This is a genomic window from Acidocella sp., from assembly GCF_035535915.1.
Classification (GTDB): Bacteria; Pseudomonadota; Alphaproteobacteria; order Acetobacterales; family Acetobacteraceae; genus Acidocella.
This window is the reverse complement of sequence record NZ_DATLPB010000096.1, coordinates 1-10,353: the sequence shown is the minus strand read 5'-3', so window position 1 is coordinate 10,353 and position 10,353 is coordinate 1. Positions and strand designations below refer to the sequence as shown.

Genomic DNA, 10,353 nt, shown 5'->3' with positions numbered 1-10,353 from the left:
CTGCGCGAAGCCAGGCTGCGGCTGGAGCATGTGTCGGTCCGGCTCGACTCGGTCTCCTATGAAGCGGTGCTGGCACGCGGCTTCGCCCTGGTGACGAACGCCAAGGGCGCGCCTGTGCAAAAAGCCTCCGAAGTCACCCCTAACGCCGCGTTGAATATCAGGTTCGCCGACGGCGAGGTGGCGGTGCGGGCCGCACCCAAAACCGCACAGCTTGATTTGGGATTATAAAAGAAAGAAGGCGCTTTTTGAAAAAAGCGCCGCAAAAACTTTTTTGAAACTGGGCCGGTGGCGGTGAAACCACCACGGCCCAGTTTATAAAAGTTTTTTGCTTCTTTTTTTTAAAAAAGAAGCGCTTTCTTTTTGCTTGCTAACCGCCGTCCGCCTCGAGCCCGGCAGCGGCGATGGCCGCGAAGGCCGCCGCTTCGTCATTGTCGGACGTATCGCCAGAGAGGCCGATCGCGCCGATCACCGCGCCGGCGGATTTGATCAGCACGCCGCCCGGCACCGGGATCAGCGAACCGCCGACTGCCTCGGTGGCGGCGGCGATGAAAAAGGGCTGCTGCTCGGCGCGCTTCATCAGCGCCCGCGTGCCCAGGCCCATGGCCAGCGCGCCATGCGCCTTGCCGATCGCGATTTCCCCGCGCTTCAGGCTGGTGCCGTCCTGCGCGACGAAGGCTTTCAGGGCGCCGCGCGCATCGAGCACGACGATCGCCATCGGCTTGAACTTATGCGCGACCGCATGGGCCAGCGCCGTATCCAGAATTTTCTTAGCCGTTTCCAAATCCAACAAGTCTAATTCTCCAGTTCCGCATCCCAGTAAAGAAAATCCCGCCAGCTTTCATGCAGGTAGTTGGGCGGAAACCCCCGCCCTTTATCCTGCAATTCCCAACTGGTGGGCCGCCTAGGCTCCTGCCGTGGGATCATGTCACATTCCCGCGGCAGCTTGCTGCCCTTGAGCAGATTGCATGGGCTGCAGGCGGTGACAACATTCTCCCAGCTGGTGCGTCCGCCACGGGCGCGCGGGATCACGTGGTCGAAGGTCAGTTCCTGCGCGGACCGGCGGTGATCGCAATATTGGCAGGTGAACGCGTCGCGGAGAAAGACATTGAACCGGGTAAAGGCGGGCATGCGCGCCGAGGGGATGAAGTCCCGCAAGGCGATGACGCTGGGCAGGCGCATGGCGAAGTTCGGCGAGCGGACTTCACGGTCATATTCCGACAGCACCGAAACCCGGTCCAGGAACACCGCTTTCACGGCATCCTGCCAGGTCCAGGTCGACAACGGAAAATAGGACAGCGGACGGAAGTCCGCATTCAAGACAAGGGCGGGAAAATGCATCCCGCCGTCAGGCATTACTCAACCCGTCCCAAAGAAGGACTAGATGCTGGGGTGTGGTCGCCAATCCCAGCCATATATGGTGGTCGGTGCGAGTCATGCTGCGGTTATGGCAAAAGCCCGGCCGCCCCGCAAGACAAACCGGTCAATGTCAAGCGCTTGTCATATAATGTTCGATTCAGCTTCATCCCGGAGCCTGGCGGCAATCTCGTCATTTCGCCGGCCATGGCTATATACCGCCTGACGATCATGAGCATCATTTCGCGCTTTGCGCCCAGCCCGACGGGATTTTTGCATCTCGGACATGCTTTTTCCGCCTGGACCGCCTGGAGTCGCGCCGACCGTTTCTGGCTTCGCCTCGAAGACATCGACACGACCCGCTGCCGCGGCGAATTTTCCGCCGCGATTCTCGAGGATCTGGCGTGGCTCGGTCTCGACTGGGAGCCGGAGGTGCGCGTGCAGTCGGAACATTTTGCGGCGTATGACGCGGCGCTGCGGCGGCTGGCGCAACGCGGCCTGCTTTATCCCTGTTTTTGCTCACGCGCCGAGATTCTCCGCGCCCAGGCGGCGCCGCATGGCGCCGACGCGGTCTATCCCGGCACCTGCCGGCATCTCGGCGACGCTGAGCGCGCCGCGAAAATCGCCGCCGGCGCGCCGTACGCGTTGCGGCTGGACATGGCGGCCGCGCTGCGGCAGGCCGGCCCGGCCCGGCAATTTTTCGACGAAACCCACGGCTGGACGATCGCCGCGCCGGAGCCGTTCGGGGATGTTATCCTGGCGCGGCGCGATGTGCCGACCAGCTATCATCTCTGCGTGGTGCATGACGATGCGCTGCAAGGCGTCACCCATGTCATCCGCGGCGAGGATCTGCGCGCGGCCACGCATGTTCATGTGCTGCTGCAGGCTTTGCTGGATCTGCCGACGCCGGTCTATGCGCATCATCGCCTGCTGACCGACGCGGCGGGCAGGCGCCTGGCCAAGCGCGACCAGGCGGCCACGCTGCGGGCGCTGCGCGAAGAAGGCGCGGACCCGCAAGACATTCGCCGCCAGTTTGAGGAAGGCCGCATCGCATGAACCGCTTCGTTGCCGGAATCGTCTGGCTGCTGCTCCTGCTCGCGCTCGGCGCCCTGGCCGGGTTCGGCTTCGGCACCGCGCTCCTGCACCGCATACCGCCGCACGCCCTTCTCTTGCGCCTGATCGGCGGCGGCGCGGCGATGGGGGCTGACCTGTTTCTGTTCGGCCTGTGCTTCGCCTGGCTGCCCGGCGCCAGGCGGCCGCCTGGCGCCATGCCGGAACTCGGCGTGCTGCAAGGCGTCTGGGCAGTGGTGGGTTACGGCGCGACCATGCTGGCGGCCTCGCTGCTCACCAACATCCTGTTCGCCATCAAGGATGCGGTGCTGATCGTGCACCATGCGCGGCATTTGATCGATTTTACCGGCAGCGCGTATCTGCTGACGGATTTTCTCGCGGTGGAAGCCGCCGTGGCGCTGTTCACGGTCAACTATCTCCATCGCTTCAGCCCGGTGCAACGCCATGACGGCAGCGCCGCCGGCATCGCCTGGCGCCCCGCGCCGGCGCGCGCCTATGCGATGGCGGCGCTGCTCGCACTGGCGATCGTCGCCCTGGTGATCCTCATGTACCATCTGGTGCCGCCCGACATCGCCAAATTGCAGAACCTGCCGATGGCGAAACTATTCTCCGTGACCGGCCCGGCGCTGCTGCTGCCCATCCTCATCGCCACCTTCCTGGCCCCGGTGCTGGAAGAGATCATTTTTCGCGGCATCGCCTTTGCCGGCCTCGCAGCGCGGTTCGGCACCGTCTGGGCTTCGGTCATCTCCGTGGCGGTGTTCATCCTGGTCCACGCGCCGCAAAAAATTTATTACCTGCCGGGTTTCCTCGATGTCGGGTTGGTGGCGCTGGCGGCGGTGCTGCTGCGCCTCCAATACCGCTCGATTCGGCCGGGAATTCTGTTGCACATCTTGTATAATGGCGGCTCGATGGTGGCGGTCGCGCTGTTCCAGTGATCCCGGATCGGCGCTTTTGCCATCCCCTCCCGATCGGGGTAGACTAGACGCCAGTATTCGCGCGGAGAGTTTCGGTATGGGTGGTTTGAGCATCTGGCATTGGCTGATTGTCCTGGTGGTCGTGATGCTGTTGTTCGGCACCGGCAAGGTGAGCAACCTGATGGGTGAATTCGGCAAGGGCATCAAAACCTTCAAGCAGAATGTCGCCTCCGAGGATGATGAGAAAAAGACCAAGGACGCCGCGATGAGCGAGCCCGGTTCGCTGAGCCCGCCCGGCGTGACCGCGCCCGACTCACAGAAAACGACCATCAACCAGGGCTAACCCATGGTTCCTGCGGGGCACGGGGCTGCGCTGGTTGAAATTGGCCGGCGCATGGATGGTCGTGGCTGGGTTCCGGGTTCCGCGGGCAATCTGTCGGCGCGGATCGACGACTCCGCCATCGGCATCACGCGCAGCGGCGTCCATAAGGGCCGGCTGACCGAAGCCGACATCATGGCGGTGGATTATCACGGCGCGGCGTTGAGCCCCGGCCTGAAGCCGAGCGCCGAAACGCTGCTGCATTGCCAGCTCTACCGGCTGTTCCCTCCGGTCGGCGCGGTGCTGCACGGCCATTCTGTCGCCGCCACCGTGCTCTCGATGCTGGGGCCCATCACTTTCTCCAACTATGAGATTTTGAAAGCCTTCGGCTTCGCCACGCATGAGCTGGACGTGACGCTGCCGGTCTATGAGAACGACCAGGACATCGCCCGGCTTGCCGGGTTCATCGAACCTCTGCTCATTCGTGAGCCGCCGATCGGTTACGTCATCGCCGGGCACGGTGTATATGCCTGGGGAACCAGTGTGGAGCACGCCTACTGGCGGCTCGAGGCGCTGGAATTTCTATTAGACTGCGAGCTTGAACGGAGACGCATCAAATGAGCCGTTTGACAGTTTTCGAAGACCATGCCCCGGACGCCCCGGTCATCCTCACCGAGGACGCCGCGCGGATGTCGGCCGAACTCGGCCGTATCGGCGTGCAGTTCGAACGCTGGGAGAGCCCGGTAAGCCTGAGCCCCGATGACGACGCTTCGGTGATTCTCGAGGCCTATCGCCCCTATCTCGACACGCTGATGGGCGCCAAGGGCGCGGGGTCGGCAGACGTGCTCAAGTTGACGCCGGACAATCCCAACGTCCCCGCCCTACGCCAGAAATTCCTTTCCGAGCACGTCCATACCGAAGACGAAATCCGCTTCTTCGTGCATGGCGGCGGGCATTTCGTCATGCATGTCGACGGCAAGGTGTATGACGCCTATTGCGAGGCGGGCGATTTGATTTCGGTGCCCGCCAACACCAAGCATTGGTTCGATGCCGGCGACAAGCCGTTCTTCACCGCGTTGCGCGTGTTCACCGATCAATCCGGCTGGGTCGCGCATTTCACCGGCGACAAGATCTCCGAGCGCTTCCCCGTCGCGTGAGCCTGCCCCCCGCCGCCATCGTCACGGATATCGAAGGCACCACCATGCCGATCGACTTCGTGCATCAAACCCTGTTCCCCTATGCACGGGCGCGGCTCGCGGCGTTTTGCGCCGCGAATCGCGGCCGGCCGGTGCTGGCCGACGTGCCGGAGCCGGCGCTGGACACGCTGCTGGGCTGGATGGACCGGGACGAGAAGATTACCGCGCTGAAGACGATTCAGGGCCTGATCTGGGAAGAGGGCTATCGCGCCGGCACCCTCAAATCCGTGATCTATCCCGACGTGGCGCCGTCGTTGAAGCGCTGGTCGCACGGCGGGCTGCGTCTGTTCGTCTATTCCTCCGGCTCGGTTCCGGCGCAGAAATTACTGTTCGGCCATAGCGACGCGGGCGATTTGACGGCTCTTTTCGCCGGCTTTTTCGACACCGCTGTCGGCCCGAAGCGCGACCCCGCGAGCTATGCGGCGATCTGCCGCGGCGCGGGGCTGGCGCCCGGCGGGATGCTGTTCCTCTCCGATGTCGCGGCGGAACTGGACGCGGCGCGCGCGGCGGGATTGCGCACCTGCCAGCTGGTCCGCCCGCAGGACGGCACCAGGCCGAGCCCCGACCACGATACCGCCGCCGATTTCGCCGAGGTGGCGGCAAAATACGGATTGCCGCATGGCTGACTCGCTCCCGCTCCAGGATCGCGGGACCCAAATTTCGCCCCCCAAGCCCGCCCCGGCGCCGCACCATGCGGTCATCGCCTATTTGTCGGCACGCCCGTTGCTCCGGGCCTTCCTCTGGGGCCTGGCCTCAGCTCTGGCCTTGCCGCCCGTGCATCTGTTGCCGGTGCTGCTGTTCAGCGTGCCTGCCTTTCTGCGCCTGATCGGCGCGGCGACCAGCAGAAAGCAGCTGGCCTTGATTGCCTGGCTGTTCGGTTTCGGCCTCAACCTCGCCGGGCTGTACTGGATCACCGAACCGATCCTGACCGAGGCGTCGACGTTCTGGTGGCTGGTGCCGCTGGCCGCCCCCCTGCTCGCGAGTGCCGTGGCCTTTTACAGCCTGATCCCGGCTTTTGCCGCCCGCGCCGCCAGGCCCGGCCTGCCGCGTTTGCTGGTTTTCTCCGGCGCCTGGGTGATCTCCGACCTGATAAGGCAATTCGCCTTCACCGGCTTCCCCTGGAATCTGTGGGGCACGGACTGGGCCATACCCGGCACGCTCGGCGATATCTTCCTCCAGCCCGCCGCGATTTTCGGCGTGCATGGGCTGACCCTGCTCACCCTGCTCCTCGCCGGGACGCCCTTGTTCAAGCGCCGCGGGCTCCTGGTTCTGCTGGCCGGCCTGCTCGTCTGGGCGGGCTTCGGCCTGTGGCGGCTGCAAACGCCGGTGCGGCCCACCGGCATCGTTGTCGCGATGGTGCAGCCGGATTTCCCCGTGCCGGGCTCTTATACGCGCGCGGCGTTGCTCGCGCGCTGGAAGCGCCTGCTGGCCATGAGCCAGGCCGGGCTGCGCGCCGGCGCCGACACCGTCATCTGGCCGGAGGGCGCCAGCCCCTGGCTGCTGGACACCGACGAAGCGGCGCGCGCGCAGCTGGCTGCCGTGACCGGAACCACGCCGATTCTCGCCGGTTCGCTGCGCGTGGCCGGCCCGAACGATTACCGCAATTCCCTGGTGGTGACCGACGGGCCGGGTCCCGCCGAGGCCACTTACGACAAATGGAAGCTGGTGCCCTTCGGCGAGTATATGCCGCATTGGATTCCGGTGAAAATCACCCCTGACGTGCTGGGCGCCGGCTTTACCCCGGGTCCCGGCCCGCAGACCCTTTCCGCGCCCGGCCTGCCGCCTCTCGGCCCGCTGATCTGTTACGAAGACATTTTCTCCGGTGAGATCGTCGATGAGAAAAACCGGCCCTCCTGGCTGGTCACCGTCACCGACGATGCCTGGTTCGGCAATTCCGCCGGGCCGCGCCAGCATTTCGTCAACGCCCGCCTGCGCGCGGTGGAGGAAGGGCTGCCACTCGCGCGTGACGCGAACTCGGGCACCTCCGCCATGATCGACGCCTTCGGCCGGGTCCAGGCCACGCTGCCGCTGGGGGGCCAGGGCGTTTTGGTCGCCCCGCTCCCGGAAAAGTTACCCCCCACCTTTTATGCAAGGCTGGGCTTGGAAATTCCCGCATCTATGGCCATCTTGACCTTAGCGGCCGGGTTGTTATTGACGCTGCTCGTCTAAATTCGTGATTGAAAACGCCCTTGACTGTCTATTTAATAATCCACCGCGTGTCATTTTTGTATTGTTTTAGCTGTTAACCTCTGGTAATTGTGCCCATGGGGACTGCACGGAATCCGCGCAGTTCGACGAAACAAAAAGACTATGGCGGTTCCCTCTGCTCGTTCCGCGTGGGAGCGGACATCGTCAGGAAAGTCTCGGCGCCAAACCAATTTGCCGCCCTTGTTGGAGAGAATGTGTCTCATGGCCGAAGAACATGCTGATCGTCCGGAGCGGGAAAGCCGCCCCAGCCCTATCGACATTCATGTCGGATCGCGCATCCGCCTGCGCCGCACTTTGCTCGGCATGTCCCAGGAGCGTCTCGGTGACGCGCTCGGCCTCACCTTCCAGCAGGTGCAGAAATATGAGCGCGGCGTGAACCGGGTCGGCGCCTCGCGCCTGTTCGACATTTCCCGCGTGCTGGATGTGCCCATCAGCTTCTTTTTCGAGGATATGCCCGAAGGCATGTCCGAGGGCCCGGTCTCGGGTCCGCGCGGCCGCATGTACGGCTTCGCCGAGCCGCAGGAAAGCTTCGCCACCGGCGTCGACGACCATCTGACCAAGCGCGAAACACTGGAACTGGTGCGCGCCTATTACCGCATCACCGACCCGGCGATGCGCAAGCGCATGTTCGACCTGATGAAGTCGCTGGCCCCGACCGATGCGGCGTTCGAGCCCAATTTCCATAACGCCGCCCCGGGCGCCGCGTCGAGCCGCTAAAGCCGGCGGCGGGGTCCAGCGGCGGGCCTGACACGACCCGCTGTGACGCCTCGCCATCGTGTCGCAGGCCGCTCGGCCGCGCCGTCGCGCCCGGTGCACGCCCACCCGCCTTTTCTCCAGCGCTTGGCATGTGCTTAAATCCGGGAAAACAAGGAATTAGCGATGCCCGGCTCACAGCCCCTCGACATGCCCATGTTGCGCGCCATGGCCGAACGCGGCGAGATCGACACGATCATCCTCGCCGCACCCGACATGCAGGGCCGGTTGCAGGGCAAGCGCGTGATGCCGGCCTTCTTCCTCGCCAACCCGATCATGGAAGGCTGTGCCTACCTGCTGGCCACCGATGTCGAGTGCCGCCCGGTGCCGGGCTACACGCTCGTCTCCTGGGAGCAGGGTTTTGGCGATTTCGTCTTCACGCCCGATCTCGGCACGCTGCGCCTCGCCCCCTGGCAGCCGGGGGCAGCGATCGTGCTGTGCGATATCGAGTTCGCCAGCCAACGCCCCGTGCCAATGGCGCCGCGCACCATGCTGCGCCGGCAGCTCCAGCGCCTGGCCGCGCACGGCCTCACCGCCTTCGCCGCCACCGAGCTGGAATTCCTGCTGTTCCGCAATTCCTACGAGGAAGCCTGGGACAACGCCTATCGCGGCCTGACTCCGACCAACCAGTACAACAATGATTATTCGATTCTCGGCACCGCACGGGTGGAACCGATCATCCGCAAGCTCCGCAACGCCATGGAGGCGGCCGGCATCCAGGTGGAGAACTCCAAGGGCGAGAATAATTTCGGACAACATGAAATCAACTTCGCCTATCGCGAGGCGATGATCACCGCGGATCAGCATGTGATCTACAAGGAAGCGGCGAAGGAGATCGCCGCGGAAGCCGGCCACGCCCTCACCTTCATGGCGAAGTTCAATGAGCGCGAGGGCAATTCCTGCCACGTCCATCTCTCGCTGCGCGACCGTGCCGGGCAGTCGGCCTTCCTGGCCGCGGACGGGCACAGCCCGTCGAAACTGTTCCTGCAATTCCTCGCCGGGTTGCTGGCGCACACGCCAGCGCTGATGCCGTTCTACGCGCCGAACATCAATTCCTATAAACGCTACGCCCCCGGCAGCTTCGCGCCCACGACCCTTGCCTGGGGCCTGGACAACCGTACCTGCGCCTTCCGCGTGGTCGGCCATGGCGAGTCGCTGCGCGTGGAGAACCGGCTGCCCGGCGGCGATGTGAACCCGTATTTGGCGCTCGCCGCGATGATCGCCGCCGGGCTGGACGGCATCGAGCGCGACCTGCCCCCTGCCCCCGCCTTCACCGGCAACGCCTATGACGCCGACCTGCCGCGCGTGCCGCAAACCCTGCACGAGGCCGCGCCTCTGTTCGCCGCCAGCGAATTCACCCGGGCCGCGTTCGGCGCGGATGTGGTGGCGCATTACGCCAACATGGCGAAAGTGGAACTGGACACCTTCAACGCCGCCGTTACCGATTGGGAACGATTCCGATCGTTCGAAAGAATGTGAGGCAAGGAAGCGCTACTTTTTGTAGCCGTGCTGGTTTCAACGCCCCAGTCCCAGCGTGAAGAAAGTTTTTGCGCCGCTTTTTTCAAAAAGCGGCTACTTCCTTCCTTCCTGTCTAACGCGCCAGCGCCTTCTGCATCGTCACCACATCGAGCCAGCGGTCGAATTTGTGGCCGACGCGGCGCATTGTGCCGACCGGCTGGAAGCCTAGGCTGGCATGGACGCCGATCGAGGCGACGTTCTCCGAATCGCCGATCAGCGCCAGCATTTCGCGGAACCCTGCCTGGGTGGCATGGGCGACCAGCGCCGAGACGATCGCCTTGCCGACGCCCTGGCCCCGCACCCCTTCGCGCACATACACACTGTCTTCGACCGTGAAACGATAGGCGCTGCGGGCGCGGAACGGGCCGTAATAGCCGAACCCGAGGCAGCCTGAGGCGTCGCGCGCCAGCAGCCATTTATAACCGCCTTCGATAACCGCCCGGTAACGCTGCGTGAACTCCTCCAGCGAGGGCGGCACCTCTTCGAAGGTGCCGGTGCCATGTAGAACATGGTGCGCGTAAATGGCCTGTGCGTCTTCGAGATCCGCTTCAGTCGCGCTCAGAATTTCCAATGCGAACCTCCGTAATTCGGCCCGGCGTCCGGGCTCGGGCTCAGGGAGACAGATTCGCGGGTGCAATTCAAACCGCCCGGGCGATCACGGACGACGCGGCCCGATAAAAAATGAACTATTTGAAATAATTTTCAGCGGTGCGAAAATCAACAACCGTCCCGAAAACGCCGGACCACCATCGGCTTCGCCTCGCAACACCGCCTTACGCCGCCCTGCCGACGCTGATATAATTGTTGTGTTATCAAAACAACTTCTACATATTGAATTAATATATTTTAAGTAATTCTTCTATCGCAACGTCTGGCATGATCGACGGAAGGATGAGGTGAGTGAACAATCTTCCCCGCCCCGGCAGCGCCCCCGCCGCGTCATTCGGCCTGGAACTGAACGAGGCGGCCGCCCGGCTCGCCGCGGTGCTGCAGGTCGCGCGCTACCATGGCGTCGAACTCG

Annotated in this window: 13 protein-coding genes; 10 read left to right on the top strand and 3 right to left on the bottom strand. The window is 64.0% G+C overall.

Translation table 11 applies throughout. The features are described from left to right. A partial coding sequence (locus VNC39_RS12840; RefSeq protein WP_325399817.1) for an exodeoxyribonuclease VII large subunit occupies positions 1 to 228 on the top strand: 228 nt, incomplete at its 5' end. Positions 229 to 367: 139 nt separating this feature from the next. Here VNC39_RS12840 and VNC39_RS12835 read toward each other — a convergent pair. Both VNC39_RS12835 and VNC39_RS12830 read right to left on the bottom strand, forming a co-directional pair. Continuing rightward, on the bottom strand, positions 368 to 790 hold the full coding sequence (locus VNC39_RS12835; RefSeq protein WP_325399815.1) for a GlcG/HbpS family heme-binding protein: 423 nt from the start codon (positions 788 to 790) through the stop codon (positions 368 to 370). Positions 791 to 792: 2 nt separating this feature from the next. Then, entirely contained in the window at positions 793 to 1,353 is a 561-nt protein-coding gene (locus VNC39_RS12830; RefSeq protein WP_325399813.1) for an HNH endonuclease, read from the bottom strand. 231 nt (positions 1,354 to 1,584) lie between these two features. Between VNC39_RS12830 and gluQRS the strand changes: the two genes are divergently transcribed. The 9 genes from gluQRS (at position 1,585) to VNC39_RS12785 (ending at position 9,293) form a co-directional block, all read left to right on the top strand. After that, positions 1,585 to 2,409 carry a tRNA glutamyl-Q(34) synthetase GluQRS gene (gluQRS, locus tag VNC39_RS12825; RefSeq protein ID WP_325399811.1) on the top strand — a complete coding sequence of 275 codons (825 nt, stop codon included), beginning with the start codon at positions 1,585 to 1,587 and terminating at the stop codon, positions 2,407 to 2,409. Beyond that, a complete protein-coding gene (locus VNC39_RS12820; RefSeq protein ID WP_325399809.1) occupies positions 2,406 to 3,359 on the top strand; it encodes a CPBP family intramembrane glutamic endopeptidase in 954 nt (317 codons plus the stop codon). Before gluQRS ends, VNC39_RS12820 begins: the two co-directional genes overlap by 4 nt. A gap of 76 nt (positions 3,360 to 3,435) precedes the next feature. After that, positions 3,436 to 3,681 (top strand): twin-arginine translocase TatA/TatE family subunit, encoded by a 246-nt coding sequence (locus VNC39_RS12815; protein ID WP_325399807.1) that lies wholly within the window; start codon positions 3,436 to 3,438, stop codon positions 3,679 to 3,681. Positions 3,682 to 3,684: 3 nt separating this feature from the next. Beyond that, positions 3,685 to 4,278: a methylthioribulose 1-phosphate dehydratase gene (locus VNC39_RS12810; protein WP_325399805.1), complete on the top strand. Its 594-nt coding sequence runs from the start codon at positions 3,685 to 3,687 to the stop codon at positions 4,276 to 4,278. Further along, positions 4,275 to 4,814 carry a 1,2-dihydroxy-3-keto-5-methylthiopentene dioxygenase gene (locus VNC39_RS12805; RefSeq protein WP_325399803.1) on the top strand — a complete coding sequence of 180 codons (540 nt, stop codon included), beginning with the start codon at positions 4,275 to 4,277 and terminating at the stop codon, positions 4,812 to 4,814. Before VNC39_RS12810 ends, VNC39_RS12805 begins: the two co-directional genes overlap by 4 nt. Then, positions 4,811 to 5,479, top strand: coding sequence for an acireductone synthase (gene mtnC, locus VNC39_RS12800; RefSeq protein WP_325399801.1), 669 nt, complete (start codon positions 4,811 to 4,813; stop codon positions 5,477 to 5,479). The genes VNC39_RS12805 and mtnC overlap by 4 nt, the downstream gene beginning before the upstream one ends. Beyond that, a complete protein-coding gene (lnt, locus tag VNC39_RS12795; protein WP_325399799.1) occupies positions 5,472 to 7,022 on the top strand; it encodes an apolipoprotein N-acyltransferase in 1,551 nt (516 codons plus the stop codon). The genes mtnC and lnt overlap by 8 nt, the downstream gene beginning before the upstream one ends. A gap of 240 nt (positions 7,023 to 7,262) precedes the next feature. Continuing rightward, a complete protein-coding gene (locus tag VNC39_RS12790) occupies positions 7,263 to 7,778 on the top strand; it encodes a helix-turn-helix domain-containing protein (protein ID WP_325399797.1) in 516 nt (171 codons plus the stop codon). 162 nt (positions 7,779 to 7,940) lie between these two features. Beyond that, the gene (locus tag VNC39_RS12785) at positions 7,941 to 9,293 is read left to right on the top strand and encodes a glutamine synthetase family protein (protein WP_325399795.1); all 1,353 of its coding nucleotides are present in this window, start codon (positions 7,941 to 7,943) and stop codon (positions 9,291 to 9,293) included. A gap of 112 nt (positions 9,294 to 9,405) precedes the next feature. Here VNC39_RS12785 and VNC39_RS12780 read toward each other — a convergent pair whose 3' ends face one another. Then, positions 9,406 to 9,903, bottom strand: coding sequence for a GNAT family N-acetyltransferase (locus VNC39_RS12780; RefSeq protein WP_325399793.1), 498 nt, complete (start codon positions 9,901 to 9,903; stop codon positions 9,406 to 9,408). Positions 9,904 to 10,353: the final 450 nt, after the last annotated feature.

Coding starts and splice junctions, on each gene's coding strand:
- VNC39_RS12810 (WP_325399805.1), top strand. CDS start 3,685: ATGGTTCCTGCGGGGCACGGGGCTGCGCTGGTTGAAATTGGCCGGCGC.
- VNC39_RS12805 (WP_325399803.1), top strand. CDS start 4,275: ATGAGCCGTTTGACAGTTTTCGAAGACCATGCCCCGGACGCCCCGGTC.
- VNC39_RS12790 (WP_325399797.1), top strand. CDS start 7,263: ATGGCCGAAGAACATGCTGATCGTCCGGAGCGGGAAAGCCGCCCCAGC.
- VNC39_RS12815 (WP_325399807.1), top strand. CDS start 3,436: ATGGGTGGTTTGAGCATCTGGCATTGGCTGATTGTCCTGGTGGTCGTG.
- VNC39_RS12830 (WP_325399813.1), bottom strand. CDS start 1,353: ATGCCTGACGGCGGGATGCATTTTCCCGCCCTTGTCTTGAATGCGGAC.
- lnt (WP_325399799.1), top strand. CDS start 5,472: ATGGCTGACTCGCTCCCGCTCCAGGATCGCGGGACCCAAATTTCGCCC.
- gluQRS (WP_325399811.1), top strand. CDS start 1,585: ATGAGCATCATTTCGCGCTTTGCGCCCAGCCCGACGGGATTTTTGCAT.
- VNC39_RS12785 (WP_325399795.1), top strand. CDS start 7,941: ATGCCCGGCTCACAGCCCCTCGACATGCCCATGTTGCGCGCCATGGCC.
- VNC39_RS12820 (WP_325399809.1), top strand. CDS start 2,406: ATGAACCGCTTCGTTGCCGGAATCGTCTGGCTGCTGCTCCTGCTCGCG.